This window comes from Methylocystis sp. SB2 (assembly GCF_049817085.1).
In the GTDB taxonomy this organism is placed as follows: domain Bacteria; phylum Pseudomonadota; class Alphaproteobacteria; order Rhizobiales; family Beijerinckiaceae; genus Methylocystis; species Methylocystis rosea.
Map to the genome: position 1 here is coordinate 1403776 of NZ_CP187401.1, position 19992 is coordinate 1423767.

Genomic DNA, 19992 nt, shown 5'->3' on the forward strand with positions numbered 1-19992 from the left:
CGAATCGACAGCGCATCCGAAGCCTCAAATTCCCTCAAGCCCGGCCTCTGCGCCGGCCGGCTCCATCGCCGCTTCGGCTTCGATTGGGACGCGGCGCACGGCGCGACGCATCACCGGGCGATAGAGCTGCTTCGTCGCCTCGACAATATGCACGCCGCCGCCTGGCAGCGAGAAGCGGCCGGCGATACGTTCAAAGGCCGGCGCCGAGCGCAGCAGCGACGCGCGCTGGAACGGCGGCACGTAGAGCGCCTCGTCCCAATAAAGCGGCAGGAACTGCGCTTCCTGCAGCAACTGCTGCAGCTGGCCGCGCGAATAGGGGTGACCCTGTCCGAAGGGCGTCGTGTCGACGCGCGCCCAAAGGCCGGTGCGACTCGGCGCGACGATGAGCACCCGGCCGCCGGGCGCGAGAATGCGCCAGATTTCTTCGAGCAGATCATGCGGATGTTCGTCCGTCTCCAGCGCATGCACGATCAGGATGCGATCCATGCTGGCGTCGGGCAGCGGCGTCATCGACGGCTCCACCAGGGCCGAGGCGGAGCGCCCGTCGGGCGGCCAATGGACGACGCCCTGCGTGGCGGGCATGAAGGCGAGAACCCGCTGCGCCTTCTCCCGAAAACTGTCGAGATAAGGCGTCGCATAGCCAAGACCGAGCACGCGCAGCCCCGCATGGTCCTGCCAGCGCGTGCGCACCAGCCGCGACACCAGGCGGCGCGCGACCTCCCCCAGCGCCGTGTCGTAAAAGGCCCGCAAATTGACGACGTCGAGCATGGCCTCGATCATCGACTCAATCGATCAGTGGCGCAAGGCGCGCTGGTCTCTCGCGTTCGGCTGTCGCGTTTTTTGCGAAGCGGTGTGATAGACAGCCGCCCAAGGAGACGACGCCCATGGCATTGGAAGTCGCGCAGTTTATCTGCCTGAATGACAATTTCGGCCTGCTCATTCATGAGCCGGAGCTCGGGGCGACCGCGAGCATCGACGCGCCGGACGGCGAAGCGATCGCCAAAGAGGCGGAGCGGCGCGGCTGGCCGCTGACGCATCTGCTGCTGACCCATCACCACGCCGATCACGTGCAGGGAACGCAGACGCTCAAGTCGCGCTTTCCGCGCATGAAGGTCATCGGCGCAGCCAAGGACGCGCACCGCCTCCCGCCGCTCGATCGCGCGGTTTCGGAGGGCGATAGCGTGGAAGTCGGCGCGGCGCGCGCGCGCGTCATCGAAACGCCCGGCCATACGCTTGGACACATCGCCTATTATTTCGGCGACAATGAAATTGTGTTTGTCGGCGACACGCTCTTCTCGCTTGGCTGCGGCCGCGTTTTCGAGGGCACCATGGACATGATGCATCTCACCCTCGAAGCGCTCGCCAATCTACCCGGCGAAACGCGCGTCTATTGCGGCCATGAATATACGCAGGCCAACGCCAAATTCGCGCTCACCGTCGATCCAGACAATCCGGTGCTGCGCGAACGGGCGCAAACGGTCGCCGAGCTGCGCGAGAACGGAAAATTCACGCTGCCGACGACGATCGCGCTCGAGAACGCCACAAACCCGTTCCTGCGGGTCGAGGACCCCAGCGTGAAGGCCGCGATGGGCATGCAGGACGCCGATCCTTTCGCCGTGTTCGCGGCGATGCGCGAACGCAAGAACAGTTTCGCCGCATGACACGCGCGCTTTCGACGCAGGAGGTCGTGCGGCTTCTCGATCTCGCGCCGCATCCCGAGGGCGGCTTTTATCGGCAGACCTTTCGCGATCCCATGCCGGTCGGCGGCCGCGGCGCCTCGACGGCGATCTACTATCTGCTCCCGGGCGGCGAAGTGTCCCACTGGCATCGGGTCGACGCCGCCGAAGTCTGGCACTTCTACGCCGGCGCGGCGCTCGAGCTTAAGATCGCGGCGCAGGGCGCCCCGACCGAAGTCTTGCGCCTGGGCGCCGAACTCGCGGCGGGCGAGCGGCCGCAAGCCGTCGTCCCCGCAGGCGTGTGGCAGTCGGCGAAAAGCCTCGGCCGGGGGGCGAGCGAATGGACCCTCGTCGGTTGCACGGTCGCGCCGGGCTTTGAATTCGCCGGCTTCGAGCTGGCGCCGGCGGACTTCTCTCCCGACGTTCCAGCCTGAACGCAAGGGCTTTTCAGCCCATCGGGGGCTTTGATCGACCCAGCGGATAGTGTATCGGGTCGCAGACAATAAAAACGAGGAAATGCCCGAATGTGTTGGAGTGGAGAGGCGTCAGCGGTGTTGGCGACGGCGGGGATCGCCGGCGCGGCGTATTCGGCGCTCAAAAAGGACCCCGAACCGCTCGCTCTCTGGGTCTGCCTTCTCTACTTCGCCAGCATGGAGTCGCTTCAGGCTGTCGCCTATTCGGTGCTCAACCAATGCGACTCGCCGCTCAATCAATTGATGACCATGTTTGGTTATCTCCACATAACGTTCCAGCCGTTCTTCATTAACGCCGTCGCGCTCTATTTCATGCCCAAGGACAGCGCCCGCATCATCGCGCCCTGGGCCTATTTCGGCTGCTTCGTCGCGGCCATCGCCATGCTGCTTCAGCTCTATCCCTTCGCCTGGGCGGGCCACTGCGCCGCTGGACGCCCGCTGTGCGGCGACATGCTCTGCACAGTGCGCGGCGAATGGCACATCGCCTGGCTGCTGCCGACGAATGGCATTGGCAATTCCATGGTCGATAACGCCTATCTCGGCCGCGGCTATATCGAATATCCGCTGATGGCCTTCTACATTCCAGCGCTCTTCGGCAGCTGGCGCTTCATCCTGTTCTCCTGGCTTGCGGGGCCGTTTCTCGCCGGTCTGACGACCAGCAACATCAATGAATGGCCGGCGGTCTGGTGCCTGTTCTCGATCGGGCTCGTGCTCGCCATCATCAAGACGCCGCTGCGCTATCACCTGCACGTCGGCGACCCGTGGTGGATGATGCTGATCAAATGGTGGAAGCGGCGCAAAGCGGCGGCAAAGGCGGCCCTCGCCGCGACGGCGCCGCAGCCGGCCGAGCCCGTCGCCCTCCTCACCGAGGTCAAGGAGCCTGCGGAATAATCAGTCTCGCGCGTTGACGACGCCGCCGACGAGATTTTCCGCCAACAGCGACTCGGTGGTCATCTCGGCGCCTAGAGGCTCGCGCGTCGCGCCGGCCTCCATGGCCTCAAAATAGGCGCGGCGGGCGGCGACCGCCTCGTCCCAATCCACGGCGCGAAAGGACAGGTCTTCGCCGGGACGCAATTGCGCCAGCCGGCCGAGGTCAGCGCCGATCACCGTCCCGATTTTCGGATAGCCGCCGGTCGGCTGCCGATCCGCCATGAGCGCCAGCGGCGCGCCGTCGCCGGGAATCTGGATCGCGCCCATGGCGACCCCGTCAGACACGATGTCATGTCCGCGCCGATGACGGATCGCCGGACCCTCGAGCCGATAGGCCATGCGATCGCTGCGGGCGCCGATGCGCCAGCGTGCGTTCAGAAAGGCCTCGATCTCCTCCGGCGCGAAATAATCCGCCTGAGGCCCAAGAAGCAGGCGGATCGGCGCGTCGCTTGCGGCGAGCCAAGGCGCCGCCAGGGCCATCGGCTCGAGCGGCGGCGGCGCCGCCTCGGCGAGCATCAAGGCGTCGCCGGCGGCGAGCGGCTTTGGCCCGAGGCCGGACCGGGCGTGCGTCGCGCGCGAACCCAGCGTGGGCGTGAGATCGAGCGTTCCGCCAAGGGCGACATAGCACCAGGCCCCTGACGCGCCCGCGCGCAGCACGAGCCGCGCGCCCTCGGTAAGCGGCAGCAGGCACGCCGGCGGCATTGGCCGCCCTTCGAGCCGGATGTCGAAATCGCCTCCCGCCACTGCGATGCAAAGCGTCGCGCCTTCCGCCCGAAGCGTCATCCCCCCAAGCGAAACTTCGATCGCGCAGTCGGCGCCGGCGGCGCGCGTCGCGGCAAGATAAGCGCCGAGATCCATCGGCCCCGCCGGCGTGACGCCGTAGCGCGACAGTCCGAAACGTCCCTCGTCCTGGATCGTGACGCCGGGCCCGCCGGCCTCGATAAGGAGCCGCGCGCTCAAAGCAGCGTCTCCCGCCGCGCCACCGTCTCGCCGGCCAAGGCGCGCGCATCGAGAGTCAGGAATGTCTTGGCGTCGATCGGCTCAAAGCGCACGGCGTCGCCCGGCGCGACAAGAAAAGGCGGGTTGCGGTCCAGCGCGAACATACGCTCGGGCGTGCGTCCGACGACATACCAACCGGTCGGCATCGGATTGGCGGCGATCAAAGAGAGCGCGCCGCCGATCAACGCCCCGCCCTGCGGCGTCGGACCGCGGGGGGTGGCGCGCCGCGGGATCGCGAGCGCCGGCGGCAGTCCGCCGAGGTAGCACCACCCCGGCGCGAAACCATACATATAGGCGCGATAGTCGGCGCCGGCGTGCAGCTGCGCCAGCGATTGCGCCGTCTGCCCGAGCAGCGCGGCGGCTTCGCAAATATCCTCAGCAAACTCGGGATCATAGCAGCAGGGAATGTTCCAGCGCGCAGCTGGCTGCGACGCCTCAACGCCCACAGTCCCGATCAGACCTTCGATCGCCGCAATCAGCGCGGCGCGCGAAATTTCGAGCGGCTCGTAGCGCAGGAACAGCGCGCGGTAGGTGGGCGTCGTTTCGCGCAGGCCGGCCGGCGGCGCGGCGCGAAGACGCTCGTCGAGCGCGAGCACGCGGGCATTAACGGCGGGATCGACGCTGTCGCCGAATTCCACTGAAAGCGCCGACTCGCCGCAGTCGAGAAAGCGCGGCGTCTCATCATCCATTGCGATCAGGCTCCCGCGAAGGCGCGCAGCTTCCAGCCGTCGCCTTCGAGCGCGGCGCGCAGCCTCCGGGCCATTTCAACCGCAAGCGGCGAATCGCCGTGAACGCAGACCGAGTCGATTTGCGTCGGCAGGCGCTTGCCGCTGATGGTCCTGAGACCGCCGCTGGCAAGCATGTCGCGCACGCGGGCGCAGGCTCTTTCGATATCCTCGATCACCGCGCCTTCTTCCGATCGCGGCTGCAGGCGTCCATCGTCCACATAGGCGCGGTCGGCGAAAATTTCATTCACGACGCGCAGCCCCGCGCGCGCGCCGGCGTGCGTTTGCTCGGAGAGCGCAATCGCGAGCAGCGCGAGCGAGGGATCGACGCCGTAGACCGCGCGGGCGATGGCGTTCGCGACGTCGGCGTCGCGCTCGGCGATATTTGCGAGCGCGCCATGCGCCTTCACATGCGTGATTCGATGTCCGCTCAGAGCCGCCAGCGCTTGCGCCGCGCCCAGCTGATAGGCGACGGCGCGCTCGATCTCACGCGCGCTCATCGGCAAACTGCGCCGCCCGAAACCTGCGAGATCCGGAAAGGCGACGTGGGCGCCGACCGCCACTCCCTTTTCTTTGGCGCGCGAGAATGTCGTCGCCATGATGTCGGGATCGCCGGCGTGGAAGCCGCAAGCGACATTGGCGCTCGTCACGATGTCGAGCATGGCGTCGTCGTCGCCCATGCGCCAATGGCCGAAACCTTCCCCGAGGTCGGCGTTAAGGTCGATGGTGCGAGCGGCGGAAGTCATGAGAAATGCGAGTCGCCTTTGAAGAGGGGCCGCGAGATTGGCGCAACCGCGCCACGGCGGCAATGCGCGACGCTCGGTCTCTGCGCCCGCAACTTGTTATGAGCCGATGGCTTCAGCGCCGCGATTGTCGGCCTGTGACATAGCGATCCGATGCAGCGAAGATGGGCACAAACCCGCACAAATAGGGCAAGGTGGCGCTTGACAAAGACAGTGCCCTTTGGTGAAGCTATATCGCGGCGAAGCCGGAAAAAAGAGCCACTGGCTGGCTCAACGTGGGAGGAAAAAATATGCAGTATCTTATCCCGGGACTCATGCTCGCTATCGTCATCGGCGGCGCTCTCGTCGCGATGAGGATTGGCCGCTAAGGTCAAGAAAACTAAGACCTTTACGTTCCATACGGTCCGTTGGCGAGCACCAGCTTGGCCTAAGCGTCGGCGTTGTCGCGCCAACGGACTGAGCTGCTCCGGTTCAGCTCTCGTTGCCCACCGGCCCCCTCTTCCATCGTTGTTCGGACTACTCCGCCGCGAGAGCTTGCGGCGGCGGAAACGCGATTTCAATCAGCGTGCCCTCGTTGTGACGGCTCTTAATGCTGAATGAGGCGTGATTCGCCTCGATCAAAGCCTTTGTCAGCGGCAGCCCAAGCCCCGTTCCGCTCGCCCTGCGCGATGCGCCAACCTGCCGGAACGGCTCCAAGGCGGTTGCGACATCCGCCTCCGACATGCCGATCCCCGTGTCCTTGACCCGGATGACGACAGAGCCGGCGTCGTTCAGCGCGCTCGACACGATGACCTGACCGCCCGGCTCGTTGAACTTCACCGCATTCGACAGAAGATTGAGAAGTATCTGTTTGAGCGAGCGCGCATCAGCGCGCAGCGGCGGCAGGCCTGCGGCAAGCGCCAGACGCATGACGACGCGCCCCTGATTGGCCTGGGCCTGCATGATCGACGCGCATTCGGCGATGGTTGCATTGGCGTCGACGCGCGAGAACGAAAGCTCCATCTTGCCAGCTTCGATCTTGGAGAGATCCAAAAGATCGTTGACGAGGGATAAGACATGCGCGCCGGAAGCGCGGATGTCTTTCAAATATTCCTTGTAGCGGGGAGAGCCGATCGGCCCGAGACGCTCCTCCATCATAACTTCCGCAAAGCCCATGATGGCGTTCAGCGGCGTGCGAATCTCATGCGATACGCGGGTCAGGAAATCGGACTTCGCCGCATTGGCGCTTTCGGCGGCAAGACGCGCCGCTTCAAGCGCGCGGTCATCCGCAGATGCGGCCTCCCAAGGCTCGGCGGAAACCAACATCATCGGCCTTCCGTCGACGAAGACCCGGCGCAAGATGAGATCGACGGGGACGCTCCCGCGCAGCGGCGCTGTGGCCAGCGATACGCGCGCGTGGGCGTGCGGCTGGACGTCGGAAAAAAGCTGACTGAGGATTTGCGCGTCGGTTGGGGTGAAAAAAGACGTCAGGTCGCGACTCTCAAGCGCAGTCGCCTCCGTCGCCAAGCAAGCCGCGAATGGCGCGTTGGCTCTCACGATCTTCCCGTCCGCCGCCACGATCGCAAGCGGCGCGCGAGAGAGGTCGAAAGCCGCGCCAAGCAGCGCGCTCTCGGACTTCGCCCGCGCAAGCTTTTCTTCGAGCGTGCGAGCGAGCCCCAGGGCGCTTTGCTCCGGGCCCGGCGCGATGAACTCGAGATTGCGACGCGTCGGCGCCGCGTGCTCGTCAGGATCGGGCTCCGAGGGCGCTGCGGCCTCCGCTGCGGGGATGACGAGATCGCCTTCCGTAAGCGCCCGCGCGATTTCGTCAAATGCCAGGCGTTCGCTCGAACTGAGCGCCTCGCCCACATCGACGCGCTCCGAAGCGGGCGGGCGCAGCATCACGACATTGTCGAGCGACGGCTCGAAGGCGTTCTCTTCAGAACTCGAACCGGCGCCCGTCGCCGCAGTGGGATCAGCGGCTCGCGCGCGATTGATGCGCAACACGCCATAGCCCTGATAGCCGAGAAACCGCCCTGCGGAATCAGTCATCTGCCGAGCGCCGAGCGTCGTCGGCACACATCCGGCGTCCCCTTCGAAGGGCCATTCAACCTCGACGCCGCTCCACGCGCGGCGCGAGGCGACGGCGCGGGCGAATGCAGCATCGAGCGCAAGGGCCTGGGACGCGTCCTGCACTGAGCGGCCGAGCACGTCGGCCGCCTTTTCGCCAACAACATCCGCAAGCCCGTGGCTGACGTCGGTGAATCGTCCAGCCGCGTCGGTCTTCCACAGAAAGCGCGGCGAACGCGCGCCATGTCGCGCCGCCAGGCTGCGGCGGAGGGCCGCCGTCTCGTCGCTGACCCGCGCTTCAGCCGCGCGCGGTTCCTGAGCTGGCGAATCCGCGCGAACGCCAAGGGCCGCGATAACGAAACAGTCGCCGTTGTCCGCGGCGAGGCTGCGGCAGAGAAAAGTGATCGTCTGCGCCAGCCCAGAGACACGAAAGCGCAGCCGCTCAAGGCGAAGGCCCGGGCGGCAGCGCATGTCGCCGACCAGCTCGGCCAGGCGTCTCGGCCCTGGATCGTCGCCGTGAAACAGGCGTTCGGCGAGCGCGCCGGCGTCTTCGCCAAAGACCGCGCGGGCTGACTCGTTCAGAAAAGCAATGCGCAGGGGATCGCCGCCCGCCGCGACAATTGGCGCGCCGGAGGCGTCGAGCGCGGAAAAAACAGGATCCGCCGCCACGCAAGCGGCTGCTCGCGCGTCTTCCTCGAGGTCCTGGTGCGAACCGCCCATTGCCTACCGCCTCAACCGACGGTCTCGCCCGCCGCGCGCTTCTCAGGCGTCTCGTCGGCTCGACGCTAACGAATGCAAGCAAATTAGCCGCCGCCGTGCGCAAGGTCTATGAGTGTCGCGCGTCTTTCATAGTATTTCTACACTTCCAGACCCTGCCGTCCCCGATCTGCTGCGGCGCACAAAATTGTTGCATCGCAACATAAAATCGGGCAGTATGGCTGGGCTCGCCGGATCGCCGTTGGGGCCGGGCGCAGCGCGGGTTAATATCGTTTAGCGCGGCGCTTGTTTGATTTTCACCGCACGGAGGTGCGCCATGGTCGAAGCTGTCTACCAAATTCCCACTGAAGTCCGCGATTTTGCGGAGAAGAGCGTCGAGCAGGCGCGCAAGGCCTTTGAAGGTTTCGCCGGCGCTGCGCAGAAGGCGCTCGACACTTCGGCCGACATCCCGTTCGGACTGCCGAGCGCCAAGGACGTCAGCGTCAAGGCCCTGTCGTTTGCCGAGGCCAATGTGAACGCGGCCTTCGATCTGGCCCAGAAGCTCGTCCACGCCAAGGACCCGCAGGAAGTCTTCAAGCTTCAGTCGGAGTTCGTTCAGGCGCAACTGCGGGCGATCCAGGAGCAGACCACGGAGCTTGGCGCGAGCATCCAGCGCGCGACGACGAAGTCCTAACCGGGAGAAGCTCAATGGCCAATCCGCAGAACGGTTCCCCCAAGCCAAAGGCGCCGGAAACGAAACGCTTGGCCCCCGGCGTTCCGGAGGCCGAGACGGCTCCGACGACGAACGAAGCTGTCAGCGCAGAGCCGGCCCCCGCCCCTGTTGAAACGCAAACGCCGGTGGTCGTCGCGGCTCCCTCTACAGCCCTCGCGATCTCCGAACCTCCAAAGCCCGCCGAAAGCGAGGCCGAAGGATTCGACCCTGCCCTCTGGCAGCAGAAGTCCATCGATCTCTGGGCGGAAAACGCCACTGCGTTGCTCGACTTCGCCGAGCGGCTCGCCAGCGCTAAGACGATCGACGAGGTGACGACCCTTCAGTCGCGTTTCGTGAGCGATCGGCTCGACACGCTGCTGCGGCAGTCGACCGAGTTGATGACGCTCGCGCAACGTCTGCTGAGCTTCTCAATCACGCCGATCTACGGCGCGCGCGCGGCGTAACGCGAAAAGTGAGTTGATGTAAGAAGAGCGCCGCGGCGATGTCGCGGCGCTCTTTCTTTTACAGCGTTGCGACGATCTTTTAGAGCGTTGCGACGATCATGGCGCGCAGCGCCGGCGTCACGTCGGGCATCACGCCGGTCCAGTCGCGAAACGCCGGGCGCGCCTGATGCAGCAGCATGCCGAGCCCGTCGACGGGAGTCGCGCCATGTTTGCGGGCGGCCGCTAATAAGGGCGTCTCCAGCGGCGCATAAACGATGTCGGCGACCAGCGCCGATGTCGGCAGCGCCGCGAGCGACAGATCCAGCGGCGGTTGGCCGACCATGCCCTGGCTCGTCGCATTGACGAGAAGTCCCGCTCCGGCGAGCCCGGCATGGCGTTCTTCCCAGCGGAGCGCCGACACGCGCGGCCCAAAGTCGGCGGCGAGAATGTCCGCCCGCGCCAGGGTGCGGTTGAAAAGCCGAATCTCGCGCGCGCCCGCCTCAAGCAAGCCGTGGATGATCGCGCGCGCCCCGCCGCCGGCGCCGATGATAACGCAGGGCGCGCGCTCGGCGCGCCAAAGGGGCGCCGCCTCGTAAAGCGACGCGATGAACCCGTAGCCGTCGTAATTGCGGCCGCTCAAAGCGCCGTTCCTTTCGGCGACCACACAATTGACCGCCCCGATCCGCGCCGCCGAGTCATCGACATGATCGAGAAACTGCAGCGCCGCCTCCTTATGCGGAATCGTGAGGTTGCAGCCGGCGAAGCCGAGCGCCGGCATGGCGCGCAACGCCGCCTCCAGCCGGCCGGGCTCGACCGGCAGCGGCGCATAGCAGCCCTCGATCGCATATTGCGCGAACCAGTGATTGTGGATTTTCGGCGAGCGCGAATGCGCGATCGGCCAGCCCATGACCCCGGCGAGAACAAAGCGATGGCCGTTCGTCATGTTCTCGTCTCCACATCTCGTCTCCAGCTCACGCGTCAGGGGCGACTGAAAATCCCGCGCCGCAAAACGCGACGAGCGCGGCTTCATCCGCCGGCTCCTCGCGCAGCGCGTCGACTCGCGCGAGCCGTGGGCCCCGGCGCGCTGCAGCGATCAGCGCGTCGAGCGCCGGGCGCGGCCCAGAGACGACCGATTCGACCGCGCCGTCACGCCTGTTGCGCGCCCAGCCCGAGAGATCGAGCGCGAGCGCCTCGCGGACGAGGAAGGCGCGATAGCCGACGCCCTGCACCCGGCCTTCGATGAAAAGGCGTATGATCTCCCGATCGCTCATAATTGGACCGCGATATTGTCGATGAGCCGCGTCGCGCCGAGCTTCGCCGCGGCGAGCAGACGAATGGGACCATCCGCAAGAGCGGAGACCGGGGCGAGCGTCTCGGCGTGGCGCGCTTCGAGATAGTCCACCTCGAATCCCCCCTCGGTAAGCGCGGCGCCGGCGCCGGCGGTCGCCGCGCCGATGTTCTCGCCAGCAAGGATGCGCCGCGCCGCTTCGCTCAGCGCGCCGTGCAATTGCTTTGCGCGCTCACGGTCCTCGCGTGAAAGATAGACGTTGCGCGAAGACATGGCGAGGCCGTCGGCCTCGCGCAGAGTTGGCGCGCCGACGATTTCGGTGGCGATGTCGAGATCGCGCGCGAGACGCTTGATCACCAAGAGCTGCTGGTAATCCTTCTCGCCGAAGACCGCGACGTCGGCCTGCACCTGATTGAGGAGCTTCGTCACCACCGTCGCCACGCCGGAAAAATGCGTCGGCCGAAATCGGTCTTCGAGGTCGGCGGTCGCCGGCCCCTCGAGCACGACTTTCGTCGAAAAGCCCGGCGGATAGATCTCGTCGACCGGTGGCGCGAAGACAAGATCGGCGGAGACGCCGCAAAGCTTCTCGACATCCGCCGCGAGCGTGCGCGGATAGCGGGCGAAATCTTCATTCGGGCCGAACTGCGCCGGATTGACGAAAATCGTGACGACGACGCGGTCCGCCGCCTGACGCGCCGCGTCGACGAGCGACAGATGGCCGGCGTGGAGCGCGCCCATGGTCGGCACGAGGCCGATGCGCTCGCCGGCGGCGCGGCGCGCGCGCACATAGCGGCGCAGTTCGTCGATCGCGCCGACGATGGGCGTTTTTGCATTCATGATCGTCGCCCTGATTGCGGAGCGGAAAGCAGGCTCGATAGATAGTCGACATACGGGCCGGGCAGCGCATGCGCACGCGCCGCGGCGATGACCGCCTCGAAATAGCCGCCGGGCGCCGCGCCGAGATCGGGCCGCGCGCCGACATAGGTCAGCGCTAGGACCGAGCCGACCGGTTCGCGCAGAATGGGCAAATTTTTCTTGGCGTAAAGACCACGGGCGACGTCTTCGTAGCGATCGAGCGACGCCACGTCGCCGACCGCGACGTCCCACAGCACGCCGTGAACGCTCATGCGGCGGTCCGGCGCGACGCTGACAAAGCCCGAAGGCATCAAAATTGTCCTGTAGCCGGCAAGCCGCCCGCGCCCGAGCAGCCGGGACCGGGGGCAGCGACCCGCCATGGCGGCGGCGTCCATGTTGGAGCCGTAGGCGAAGTAGAGGGGCACGCGCAAATCCCGGTCGCGAAAAAGACGACGCGTGCTATATCACGACCGACGCGGAAGGGTGGCCGAGTGGTTTAAGGCACCGGTCTTGAAAACCGGCGTGGGGGCAACTCCACCGTGGGTTCGAATCCCACCCCTTCCGCCATACATGCTTGTAACTTGTTGTTTTAGTTAGCATTTTTACTTTATTTGCGAATGCATCCGCCAATCTACCCCACAATATTTAGTGGTCGCCGCTGTGCTCAAATGGACGAGCCTGGCCTAGCCTCTTTCCCAGTTTTTCGAACTCCACGTGTCGAAGCGCATGCTCATGAATGCACAATCGCGCTAGAAACGAGAGCATCACTGCATATCGTCATTTGGATCTCCAAGTCATAACCGTCCTCAACACTAGGTGCCGCATTATCGTAGGCGGCTGTCCGGCCGCTCGAATGTTGACGCCTCTTATCCAGGCAGGCTGTCCTCCGGAGAGGAGTTGCTGGAGAGCTTGAGATGGAAGACGTCTAAGACGCAGCACATTCCGTCGAATTTCTGGTTCATTCCTTGCTGGTCCCATCGCTGAAGAATACAGAGCGACGGCCGTCGAGAACATATCGCGACGGCTATGAAATCCGGCGCAGAGGCCTGGGAGGAGCGATCATTAGCGCCCCACCAACAACACCATGCCCTCGCTCTTCGTCTGCGTCTGGCGCATTCGCCTCCCGCAGCAACGATGGTCGGCTCGCTCGCGTTCGAGATCTCACCGAGGAGTTGCGGCGGACGCAGCGAAGGTTTACGATTTCTGCAATCCGCTGGTGTCGATCTCTCCGCCGGCGGCAGAAACGCTCCTACCGTCACATCGACAATCGGGGCGTTTTTTTTGCGCTTCAACCTAACTTAGACGCCAGCACATCAATTTTCTCGATTTTTGGCGACTGGGAGAAAAGCTCCGGAGCCTTTGCCGTGAGCGCCTTCGCGACCTCGCCCGCAAGATGAGCATCTCTGCCGGCTGCGTCATGGAAGACGTCAAAAATGCCGAAAGTGGTGGATGACACTCGGATCGCGAACCACGAGACTGTGCCCGGCTCTGCTTCCACGAGCGGCAGCGCGGATTTCAAGAATGCTGCAACCTCGTGCTCCTTGCCGATCTTCGCTTCCAGCATCGCCAAGATGCCAAATTTCACCATTGCGCAACCTCGCTTGGAACTAGGGCCTCCAGACCCTCAGTTTGCACCTTTCGACGTAATTTGCACGACGGCATGATTCTTCGCTCGCCCGCGCTGTCGCCGTTTTGCGGTTCACTTGCGCAGCCATCGCAGAACGTCAGGTGACTCGGAGAGCCCTTCTGGCGACTGGCCGAAACGCTCGCCCGTCAGCAGACTGAAATTATGCCGGACTCTTTATCATGAAGCCAATAGTGTGACGATACCCGACAAGCCCAAACGGACGATGGCCGGAGGCGTCAATGAATGCGCCCGATTTGAACCAATCCAAGGACGAAACCATCGGCGGCAACGAGGGTTTGGCGCGTCAGCCTGCCCGTGAGAGCTACGATGTCGCCGCCGCGCTAAATCTTGTGTCGGAAACAGCGGCGGCGATCAAAGCATTCGATGAGCAGGCAGCTCAAGCGCTAATGCGCGCTCATGAAGTCGCCGATGCGGTGAAGGAAGAGCTGGGCCACACGGAGCTCCGCGCCGAACGCGCAGAGACTATGCTGCGCTTGGCCGAGGCTCAAATCGAGCAAATGTCTGCTGCCGTCGAGCAGGCGCATCACGAGCTCAAAACACTGCAATCACAACTCGTCTCCAAGACGGCAGAGTTGGCCGCATCGGAACGGCGCGCACACGACGCGGTGACCGCCATTGAGAGAATCGCGGATGTGATCCGGGCGCAACTTCCCGCCAAGCTGAGCGCTCCATCAGAGTAAGTCGCCGGGGCCTACGTTGGGCCCGGCGGCCGACATCAAGGAGCGGTCGAGGCGAAGACCGCACGACAAGCACTGAGCACTTTGCGTGGTGTACTAATGGCACCGGCGTTGGAGCCAATGAGAAACCGATCCATTCCTGTCCGGTGCGAGCCTACAACGACGACCTCGGCGCCCCACTCCTCGGCCTCCGCCAGAACCTTTTGATAGACGGGACCGAACAGCACAACGGTCGAAATTCGTTCGGTCGGATAATTGACGCCAGCCGCGAGGGCTGCGATCTCCTTCTCAAGGCTTCGCTTCCTTGGCTCACCTTTAAGGCAGTTAAATGCCGAGCTCTACAGCCGAAGCAACGGTCCCATATGCACATCTGATGGTTCCGCGAAGACCCTCTATCTTTCTTTACGCGCCCGTCGTGCTCTCCGCTGTTCGACAGCCCAACCGTGGCCGACGGCGTTCTTCTTCTTGCTTTCCGCCATCATCATGACTCATCGACCGTGAGAGCATTGAGTTCGGCGATTCGACAATAGGAGCGCGACAATGAACGCCTATCGGCCGTGCGAACCTCGATATACCATTGTGATCTCAAAAAACGGCAAAGAGCTCGGCACTCTGCGAAATCGCGAAACGATCCAGGCGCGCAGCTCTTTCGGCGGAGCCGTCGCGCGATACAAGAATTCAGGGGACAACCATCGGATCGAATTTTACGATGGACCTGACTTGATCGAGGCTTGGTCGAGCGAGCAAGGCTACACAGCGGCTTCCGCCTAACGCCCGAAGGACTCGCCGCTCTTGCGGATGCGGAGCGGCGAAGTGTAGGGCGCGGGATCTTTTCTCGTGCGCGAACTCAATAGTAATACGGCGGCGGAGGCGGTGGAGGCGCAGTCAGCGCGCCGGCCGCGGCGCCGCCCGCAGCGCCGATTGCGGCGCCGGCGAGAGTTCCACCGGCTCTTCCACCAGACGCCAGAGCGCCTATGCCAGCGCCGCCAAGCCCGCCGATAGCAGCACCCCCGAGCGCGCGATCCTGGGGCGTGTAGCAACCGCCAAGGGAGAGTGTGGTCGCTGCGACAAGCGCAATACAAGCAAACGATTTCATCAGAGTTCCTCTCCGATCCAGATCAAACGGAGCAGAGTTGATCAATTGGGCTAAAAGTTGATCGCATGGCGAGGACGCGCGAGTACTTCCGTGCCTAACCAGTTCACCGAACGCTCCGGCCTTCGTCGTTGGCACAAAAGCCGGAGCGACGTTGCCGAAATCCTCAACAGACCCACACCCACTGTCCATACCAACGCCAGCAGCCCCCGTAGCCGCCGCCGTAACCGCCGTAGCCTCCATAGCCGCCCCAACCTCGACGGCCCCAACCGCCACCGCCCCATCCCCCGCCGCCTCCCCAGCCTCCACCGTGACCCCAACCGCCGCCGCCCCAACCGCCATGATGACCGCCGCCTCCCCAGCCGCCGCCATGACCATCCCAGGCCAGAGCGACAGTCGGAAGCGTCAAAGCCGCGGCCAAAGTCGTAACTAGAGACAGTTTGCGCAACATGCTGATCTCCTTCTGCCCCTTCCCATTCATTCCCATTGAGCCACTGAATGTTGGCTGAATGAGGAGGCGCTTCAGCGGACTGCCCACGAAGTGAAAGGCGACAGGCGCTCAGATTTGTTCGTCTGTGACGTGCTGGTCTCTTGACCCGCGGCGAGACGATCCATTCCTGCAAGGCGTCGTCTGCTAGCGACGCCATTTGCGTGACGCGCCTCTGCATAGAACTTCCCGTGGGTGCTCGCGCCTTCCAACGCCAAGCGGCTTGCGCGACTGTCGGCCATGGCGTCATGCGCTCAGAGGTTGCTTTGACGGGCTTCCAGCAGGTGAAATTCTCTATGAAAAAGGCAGACAGGTCGGGTCGACAGCGGGACTTTCGAAGCAGTTCGAACGTTTGCCGGCGAGGCGACGGAAGGAGAGATTGTATCAATGCGGGAGGCATTCAAGGGCCAGGCCGAACCCTTTCGGCGTAACGGAGATGCCGCCCGCGCCGCGTTTTGGGAGGCGCTTTCCAATAGGATTGCCGACGCGGCTGGCCGATCAGCACGGCAAGCGGGTCAAGCTCGGCTTCCTCGATCTAACCGAGGCTTTTCCCCTTGGAACTGACTGGGATATGCAAACGGGCCACTCGGTGAATATAACGATGCGCATTATCCGCTATGGCACGCGCGGAGGGCCTGATGACGGTAGTTGTAAAAGACAGCAATGGCGCAGTGCTCAAGGACGGCGATTCCGTGACCTTGATAAAGGACCTGAAGGTTAAGGGCTCATCCGCCGTCTTAAAACGCGGGACCTTGATCAAAAATATCCGACTCACGGATGATCCGGCCGAAATCGATTGCCGCGCTGAGAAAGTAAAAGGGCTCGTGCTGCGTACGGAATTCGTCAGGAAAGCCTAGGTCAGGACCTATTAAATTTGATTGAGGCGTGATTCACAAGGTCGTCCTATTCGGAGGCCTTTGCGATGAGCGATAGCCCTCAACCGTGCTCGTATGAACGTCGCCGCAAACGTAGTCGTCGGCGCTGTGGCTTACCGTGGCGTGTTCGGCGAACCGCTTGGCAGCTTCCGGATTATATCCCGATGCAATGGCCGCGCTTGGCCACCTGTTTCGCGTAGACGATCAGCTTCGCCTCCAGCGTGCTGCTTTAGGAGCGCACTCGAAGCGAGCATGCTGGGTTGCTCGGTCAGCTGGGCCATTCCGACAGAGTGACCATTGCGGTCACTCAAAGGCAGTTTGTCGCCAGGCGCTAAACGTTGGTCCAACAAATCCGCGGCGACGGCAATTAGAATGTTGGCGAGTTCCTGACTCCGCGAGACTGAATCTCCGCCAAGCGCCGCAGTGCTACAGTCGATTGTGATCTGGAAAAGCATGAGGCAAGCCTCCTAATAATTAAGACAACGCAATGCGCGCGGCAACAAGCGCGAGGCACTTCAAATTACCTCTCTTCGAAACGCCTTACAATCGATCGTCCCACCATATCACCCGGCCGCGCACTTTGAACTCCCGCTTGTGCAGGATTTCGGGGCGATTCGAGGGGTTTTCGCTTAACGCGATCGTCGCGCCCTTCCGGTCGACATGCAGTCGCTTCAATCTTACCTCATCGCCTTCGGCGCCACACGTCCGAGTCCTCGCCCGTCTTTCAGGAAGACCGGACCGCGTTCGGCCTTCCCGTTTGCCGGCGATGACGGCGCTTCCTTCGCCTCGCGCATAATTACCTGGACGGTTCTGTAAGGAGCAACGACAACGAGTCGAGCGTCTTGACATTTGGCATACATCGCGACGACCTCGGCGCGCTGCTCAGAAGATAGCTTTTTAACGGCGCTCAATCACGCGCGCCCAGCTTCGCTCGCCACTATTTCCGCGGTGCGCTTCACAAGCCGCTCGGCCAGCGTGGAGGCGAGGGCGTTGAGATCTTTGACCGCGGCGCGTTATTGAGCGTTCGGAGTCGCCGTAGCGTCCTTGATGCATTTCTTCGTGAAGCTGGTCTTCGCAGCGCCATGCAATTTTTTCTTGATTCACACGAGGCAGCGGCGGCATCCCTATCGCACTTTTCATGAAACTATTCAGCGCCGCGCCGTGCAGTTTCTTTTCCGCCCCGGCGGCGCAGTCCGGAGCAAAAGGCGAAGACCTTGCTCGATGCCCCCTGTCAAGTGAAGTATATCGATTGCGCCAACGCTGGCATGAACTTTTCCTCCGATTTTCAGGCCTGCAGCGCGCGGAGACGAATTAGTCCAGATGTCTAGGCATCCCCCTGAAATTTACGCGCCGAAGCAACATTCGGTGGCGTTACCACGCTCTCTCGCTTCTTGAATTGGTGGGCACGGCAGATCGCCGTAAGAGCAGAAGACGCAGCAGTCGCCCGCGTCCGGCTTGAGCAGCACGCCGCAGCCCTTGCATTCGTAAAAGAATTGGCAGGCATCCGTTGGCATCGTCTTCGTCGACTGATGGCCGCACGACGGGCAGGTGATTGTTGCGACGAGTTGCATTTCAACGCCCCCGAGCGAACTTGATGAGCATAGGGTCGATATAGCCCCAGCTTGCTGCCCCCAGTACGACGGCCGAGGCGCATAGGAGCAGCGTCAGTGTTGCGCGTGAGCGTTCGGACGACGTGCAGCTCGAACCCGCAACGCAAGCATCAGGATGCTTCCACCACCATGCGCCCCATCCTCCAACAATGGCCAAGGCGCTGATGGATAGGAGCGGGACGCGCCATTCGGCTAGCAATTCAAGGCCGCTGAAAACGCCCGCCCCCGCACCAACCGCGGCGAGCCCGAGCGGGATGACGCAGCAGGAAGAGGCGATGACCGCCCCGAGACCAGCTGCCAACCCCAATGCCGCAAGCCACTTGGGCGCGGCCGGCGAAGCGGCTGGAGATGAAGCGTTTGGCGTTGTTTCGTCTGTGGCGTTGTCGATGGTCATGGTTCGCCCTTCCTCGACGGTTGGGCTATCCTGCACCCCGTAGCGGCTACGGGTGCAAGAGAAATAATCGCGCATGTCCAGGCGGCCATTGACAATTGGAAGGCTTGCGTCGGCGGCGGGCGTTAATCTTGAGACCGTGCGATATTATGAGCGCATCAAGCTCATGCCGCCGCCGGCGCGGACGGCGAGCGGGCATCGCGCGTATGAAGAAGGCCATATCCGAAGGCTGGCCTTTATTCGCCGCGCTCGCGAACTCGGGTTCAGCATCGAGCAAATCCGCACCCTGTTGGCTCTTGCCGAACCGACCCGCGCTTCCTGCGCGGAGGTGCAAGAGGTTGCGCAGACGCATCTCGACGAAGTGCGGGCGAAGCTCGCCGATCTCGCCAAACTTGAGCGCATTCTTGCCGAGACGGTCGCCCGCTGTTCTGGCGACCCTGCCCCCTCGTGTCCGGTGCTCGATATATTGACGACGCAGAAACGCGCATAATTCCGATTTATACGACGGAGCAGCTAAGCCTCGAGGGACAGCGATGACACCGACTGACCGGCAAGCGCACTGGGAAAACATTTACACGACCAAGGGCGAGGCCGAAGTTAGCTGGTTTGAGGAACCCCCCACTGAATCCCTCCGATTGCTCCAGCTTGTCGGCGCGCAGCATTCATCGGCCATCATAGATGTTGGCGGCGGCGCATCCCGCCTAGTCGACAATCTTCTGGCGCAGGGCTTCGAGAACATCACCGTCCTGGACTTATCGGCCGCCGCGCTCAACTCAGCGCGTGCTCGGCTTGGCGACAAAGGTGAGGCGGTGAAGTGGATCATAGCCGATGCGACGGAATGGCAGCCGACAGATACATATGACGTCTGGCATGATCGGGCCGCCTTCCACTTCCTGACCAACGAGAAGGTACAGCAGGCCTACATCCAACGGCTCAAGCAGGCGCTCAAGCGCGGCGGTCACTTGATTATCGGGACGTTTGCGCTCGACGGCCCTGAGAAGTGCAGCGGCCTTCCGGTTGCGCGGCACAGCGCTGAAAGCCTTAGCGCGCTCTTAGCGCCTGACTTTGATCTGATTGATAGCCGCCGCCATGAGCACATAACTCCATGGCAGGCAGTGCAGAAATTTCAATTTAGTACTTTCCGTTACAATTTACGAAACACGATTTAGGGCAACATTCGTGGCCGCCCTCGCCGCCCTGCTCAGACAAGCGGCGAAGGTAAAGAGCTGGTGGGGGAAGGCTTACGCCGCGCCGTCACCCGCGAGGAACTCGGTATTGGTGATCCGGCCGCGCGGCGCGGCAATTACTCTACGGCCGGGTAACCTTGGCCGCGATCATATAATGAGTTGGGGCTTGCCATGGTAGTTTGCGGCTGACAGAGTAGCGAAATGCTCCGCTGCCTTCGCCTTTTGATCTCTGCGGTTGTTCTCACTACAGCTTTAGCTGGGGGCGGAGCTTTTGCCGCGAAGATGAACCATGCCTGCATTGAAATGGGCATGGACGATTGTCCCGGCCACAGCGGCGATGACGGCGCAGCACTCCCCATGTGCGCTGAGATCCTGTGCGGACCAAGTCAAGCAGCGCTTCCGCAGTTTCAACCATTCGTTGATGCCGTGCTTTGGGTG

General features: G+C 63.4%; 24 protein-coding genes and 1 tRNA gene. 10 read left to right on the forward strand and 15 right to left on the reverse strand.

Translation table 11 applies throughout. The features are described 5' to 3' along the window. Positions 1–24: 24 nt before the first annotated feature. Positions 25–780: a class I SAM-dependent methyltransferase gene (locus ACPS74_RS06915; RefSeq protein WP_029650849.1), complete on the reverse strand. Its 756-nt coding sequence runs from the start codon at positions 778–780 to the stop codon at positions 25–27. Between the two features lie 104 nt (positions 781–884). Between ACPS74_RS06915 and gloB the strand changes: the two genes are divergently transcribed. The 3 genes from gloB (at position 885) to ACPS74_RS06930 (ending at position 3040) form a co-directional block, all read left to right on the forward strand. After that, positions 885–1661 carry a hydroxyacylglutathione hydrolase gene (gene gloB, locus ACPS74_RS06920; RefSeq protein ID WP_029650848.1) on the forward strand — a complete coding sequence of 259 codons (777 nt, stop codon included), beginning with the start codon at positions 885–887 and terminating at the stop codon, positions 1659–1661. Next, positions 1658–2110 carry a cupin domain-containing protein gene (locus tag ACPS74_RS06925; protein WP_029650846.1) on the forward strand — a complete coding sequence of 151 codons (453 nt, stop codon included), beginning with the start codon at positions 1658–1660 and terminating at the stop codon, positions 2108–2110. The genes gloB and ACPS74_RS06925 overlap by 4 nt, the downstream gene beginning before the upstream one ends. Before the next feature lie 90 nt (positions 2111–2200). Further along, positions 2201–3040 (forward strand): DUF5765 domain-containing protein, encoded by an 840-nt coding sequence (locus ACPS74_RS06930; protein ID WP_029650844.1) that lies wholly within the window; start codon positions 2201–2203, stop codon positions 3038–3040. Here the strand turns inward: ACPS74_RS06930 and ACPS74_RS06935 are convergent, their stop codons facing one another. The 4 genes from ACPS74_RS06935 to ACPS74_RS06950 form a co-directional block, all read right to left on the reverse strand. Beyond that, positions 3041–4039 carry a biotin-dependent carboxyltransferase family protein gene (locus ACPS74_RS06935; protein WP_029650841.1) on the reverse strand — a complete coding sequence of 333 codons (999 nt, stop codon included), beginning with the start codon at positions 4037–4039 and terminating at the stop codon, positions 3041–3043. It abuts the gene before it with no gap. Further along, entirely contained in the window at positions 4036–4767 is a 732-nt protein-coding gene (locus ACPS74_RS06940; protein ID WP_029650839.1) for a 5-oxoprolinase subunit B family protein, read from the reverse strand. Before ACPS74_RS06940 ends, ACPS74_RS06935 begins: the two co-directional genes overlap by 4 nt. A 5-nt stretch (positions 4768–4772) precedes the next feature. After that, positions 4773–5549 (reverse strand): LamB/YcsF family protein, encoded by a 777-nt coding sequence (locus tag ACPS74_RS06945; RefSeq protein WP_029650837.1) that lies wholly within the window; start codon positions 5547–5549, stop codon positions 4773–4775. A gap of 513 nt (positions 5550–6062) precedes the next feature. Further along, on the reverse strand, positions 6063–8312 hold the full coding sequence (locus ACPS74_RS06950; protein ID WP_029650835.1) for a PAS domain-containing sensor histidine kinase: 2250 nt from the start codon (positions 8310–8312) through the stop codon (positions 6063–6065). A gap of 313 nt (positions 8313–8625) precedes the next feature. Between ACPS74_RS06950 and ACPS74_RS06955 the strand changes: the two genes are divergently transcribed. Together ACPS74_RS06955 and ACPS74_RS06960 are read left to right on the forward strand one after the other, a co-directional pair. Then, positions 8626–8982 (forward strand): phasin, encoded by a 357-nt coding sequence (locus ACPS74_RS06955; protein WP_029650833.1) that lies wholly within the window; start codon positions 8626–8628, stop codon positions 8980–8982. A gap of 14 nt (positions 8983–8996) precedes the next feature. Then, on the forward strand, positions 8997–9464 hold the full coding sequence (locus tag ACPS74_RS06960; protein ID WP_018409761.1) for a phasin family protein: 468 nt from the start codon (positions 8997–8999) through the stop codon (positions 9462–9464). Between the two features lie 79 nt (positions 9465–9543). On the opposite strand, the gene ACPS74_RS06965 is transcribed toward ACPS74_RS06960, so the two are convergent. Genes ACPS74_RS06965 through ACPS74_RS06980 form a run of 4 tightly spaced genes read right to left on the reverse strand, consistent with a single transcriptional unit; the run spans position 9544 to position 12017 of the window. Next, on the reverse strand, positions 9544–10386 hold the full coding sequence (locus ACPS74_RS06965; RefSeq protein WP_029650831.1) for a shikimate dehydrogenase: 843 nt from the start codon (positions 10384–10386) through the stop codon (positions 9544–9546). Positions 10387–10414: 28 nt separating this feature from the next. Then, complete coding sequence (locus tag ACPS74_RS06970) at positions 10415–10714, reverse strand: acylphosphatase (protein WP_029650829.1); 300 nt, start codon at positions 10712–10714, stop codon at positions 10415–10417. Then, a complete protein-coding gene (gene panC / locus ACPS74_RS06975; protein WP_029650828.1) occupies positions 10711–11568 on the reverse strand; it encodes a pantoate--beta-alanine ligase in 858 nt (285 codons plus the stop codon). Before panC ends, ACPS74_RS06970 begins: the two co-directional genes overlap by 4 nt. Next, positions 11565–12017: a gamma-glutamylcyclotransferase family protein gene (locus ACPS74_RS06980; RefSeq protein WP_036241874.1), complete on the reverse strand. Its 453-nt coding sequence runs from the start codon at positions 12015–12017 to the stop codon at positions 11565–11567. Before ACPS74_RS06980 ends, panC begins: the two co-directional genes overlap by 4 nt. 46 nt (positions 12018–12063) lie before the next feature. Here ACPS74_RS06980 and ACPS74_RS06985 point away from each other — a divergent pair. Beyond that, positions 12064–12153: transfer RNA gene (locus tag ACPS74_RS06985), tRNA-Ser, on the forward strand. Positions 12154–12874: 721 nt separating this feature from the next. Here the strand turns inward: ACPS74_RS06985 and ACPS74_RS06990 are convergent. After that, complete coding sequence (locus ACPS74_RS06990) at positions 12875–13174, reverse strand: putative quinol monooxygenase (protein WP_018409766.1); 300 nt, start codon at positions 13172–13174, stop codon at positions 12875–12877. Between the two features lie 278 nt (positions 13175–13452). Between ACPS74_RS06990 and ACPS74_RS06995 the strand changes: the two genes are divergently transcribed. Further along, positions 13453–13914, forward strand: a complete 462-nt coding sequence (locus ACPS74_RS06995; protein ID WP_018409767.1) for a hypothetical protein — start codon at positions 13453–13455, stop codon at positions 13912–13914. Positions 13915–13949: 35 nt separating this feature from the next. Here the strand turns inward: ACPS74_RS06995 and ACPS74_RS07000 are convergent, their stop codons facing one another. Further along, on the reverse strand, positions 13950–14192 hold the full coding sequence (locus ACPS74_RS07000) for a universal stress protein (protein WP_342446774.1): 243 nt from the start codon (positions 14190–14192) through the stop codon (positions 13950–13952). Between the two features lie 978 nt (positions 14193–15170). After that, a complete protein-coding gene (locus tag ACPS74_RS07005; protein WP_156824989.1) occupies positions 15171–15455 on the reverse strand; it encodes a hypothetical protein in 285 nt (94 codons plus the stop codon). 674 nt (positions 15456–16129) lie between these two features. Here ACPS74_RS07005 and ACPS74_RS07010 point away from each other — a divergent pair. Then, a complete protein-coding gene (locus ACPS74_RS07010) occupies positions 16130–16348 on the forward strand; it encodes a zinc ribbon domain-containing protein YjdM (protein ID WP_029650825.1) in 219 nt (72 codons plus the stop codon). Positions 16349–16906: 558 nt separating this feature from the next. Here ACPS74_RS07010 and ACPS74_RS07015 read toward each other — a convergent pair. The 3 genes from ACPS74_RS07015 to ACPS74_RS07025 all read right to left on the reverse strand — a co-directional run bounded on the left by ACPS74_RS07015 (position 16907) and on the right by ACPS74_RS07025 (position 18370). Beyond that, positions 16907–17041, reverse strand: a complete 135-nt coding sequence (locus ACPS74_RS07015) for a hypothetical protein (RefSeq protein ID WP_018409773.1) — start codon at positions 17039–17041, stop codon at positions 16907–16909. A 668-nt stretch (positions 17042–17709) separates the two neighbouring features. Further along, positions 17710–17937 carry a GDCCVxC domain-containing (seleno)protein gene (locus tag ACPS74_RS07020; RefSeq protein ID WP_036241871.1) on the reverse strand — a complete coding sequence of 76 codons (228 nt, stop codon included), beginning with the start codon at positions 17935–17937 and terminating at the stop codon, positions 17710–17712. Between the two features lies 1 nt (position 17938). Continuing rightward, a complete protein-coding gene (locus tag ACPS74_RS07025) occupies positions 17939–18370 on the reverse strand; it encodes a hypothetical protein (protein WP_036241899.1) in 432 nt (143 codons plus the stop codon). 73 nt (positions 18371–18443) lie between these two features. On the opposite strand from ACPS74_RS07025, the gene ACPS74_RS07030 reads away from it, so the two are divergent. Both ACPS74_RS07030 and ACPS74_RS07035 read left to right on the forward strand, forming a co-directional pair. Further along, complete coding sequence (locus tag ACPS74_RS07030) at positions 18444–18857, forward strand: MerR family transcriptional regulator (RefSeq protein ID WP_018409778.1); 414 nt, start codon at positions 18444–18446, stop codon at positions 18855–18857. Between the two features lie 43 nt (positions 18858–18900). Beyond that, the gene (locus tag ACPS74_RS07035; RefSeq protein WP_029650818.1) at positions 18901–19536 is read left to right on the forward strand and encodes a class I SAM-dependent methyltransferase; all 636 of its coding nucleotides are present in this window, start codon (positions 18901–18903) and stop codon (positions 19534–19536) included. Positions 19537–19992 lie beyond the last annotated feature (456 nt).

Excerpts from the sequence above, each read along its gene's own strand:
- ACPS74_RS06930 (WP_029650844.1), top strand. The coding sequence starts at position 2,201 with ATGTGTTGGAGTGGAGAGGCGTCAGCGGTGTTGGCGACGGCGGGGATC.
- ACPS74_RS07005 (WP_156824989.1), bottom strand. The coding sequence starts at position 15,455 with ATGTTGCGCAAACTGTCTCTAGTTACGACTTTGGCCGCGGCTTTGACG.
- ACPS74_RS06995 (WP_018409767.1), top strand. The coding sequence starts at position 13,453 with ATGAATGCGCCCGATTTGAACCAATCCAAGGACGAAACCATCGGCGGC.
- ACPS74_RS06915 (WP_029650849.1), bottom strand. The coding sequence starts at position 780 with ATGATCGAGGCCATGCTCGACGTCGTCAATTTGCGGGCCTTTTACGAC.
- ACPS74_RS06955 (WP_029650833.1), top strand. The coding sequence starts at position 8,626 with ATGGTCGAAGCTGTCTACCAAATTCCCACTGAAGTCCGCGATTTTGCG.
- ACPS74_RS06990 (WP_018409766.1), bottom strand. The coding sequence starts at position 13,174 with ATGGTGAAATTTGGCATCTTGGCGATGCTGGAAGCGAAGATCGGCAAG.
- ACPS74_RS06945 (WP_029650837.1), bottom strand. The coding sequence starts at position 5,549 with ATGACTTCCGCCGCTCGCACCATCGACCTTAACGCCGACCTCGGGGAA.
- ACPS74_RS06970 (WP_029650829.1), bottom strand. The coding sequence starts at position 10,714 with ATGAGCGATCGGGAGATCATACGCCTTTTCATCGAAGGCCGGGTGCAG.
- ACPS74_RS06960 (WP_018409761.1), top strand. The coding sequence starts at position 8,997 with ATGGCCAATCCGCAGAACGGTTCCCCCAAGCCAAAGGCGCCGGAAACG.
- ACPS74_RS07035 (WP_029650818.1), top strand. The coding sequence starts at position 18,901 with ATGACACCGACTGACCGGCAAGCGCACTGGGAAAACATTTACACGACC.
- ACPS74_RS06925 (WP_029650846.1), top strand. The coding sequence starts at position 1,658 with ATGACACGCGCGCTTTCGACGCAGGAGGTCGTGCGGCTTCTCGATCTC.
- gloB (WP_029650848.1), top strand. The coding sequence starts at position 885 with ATGGCATTGGAAGTCGCGCAGTTTATCTGCCTGAATGACAATTTCGGC.
- ACPS74_RS06965 (WP_029650831.1), bottom strand. The coding sequence starts at position 10,386 with ATGACGAACGGCCATCGCTTTGTTCTCGCCGGGGTCATGGGCTGGCCG.
- panC (WP_029650828.1), bottom strand. The coding sequence starts at position 11,568 with ATGAATGCAAAAACGCCCATCGTCGGCGCGATCGACGAACTGCGCCGC.
- ACPS74_RS07030 (WP_018409778.1), top strand. The coding sequence starts at position 18,444 with ATGTCCAGGCGGCCATTGACAATTGGAAGGCTTGCGTCGGCGGCGGGC.
- ACPS74_RS06950 (WP_029650835.1), bottom strand. The coding sequence starts at position 8,312 with ATGGGCGGTTCGCACCAGGACCTCGAGGAAGACGCGCGAGCAGCCGCT.
- ACPS74_RS06940 (WP_029650839.1), bottom strand. The coding sequence starts at position 4,767 with ATGGATGATGAGACGCCGCGCTTTCTCGACTGCGGCGAGTCGGCGCTT.
- ACPS74_RS07020 (WP_036241871.1), bottom strand. The coding sequence starts at position 17,937 with ATGCAACTCGTCGCAACAATCACCTGCCCGTCGTGCGGCCATCAGTCG.
- ACPS74_RS07025 (WP_036241899.1), bottom strand. The coding sequence starts at position 18,370 with ATGACCATCGACAACGCCACAGACGAAACAACGCCAAACGCTTCATCT.
- ACPS74_RS07010 (WP_029650825.1), top strand. The coding sequence starts at position 16,130 with ATGACGGTAGTTGTAAAAGACAGCAATGGCGCAGTGCTCAAGGACGGC.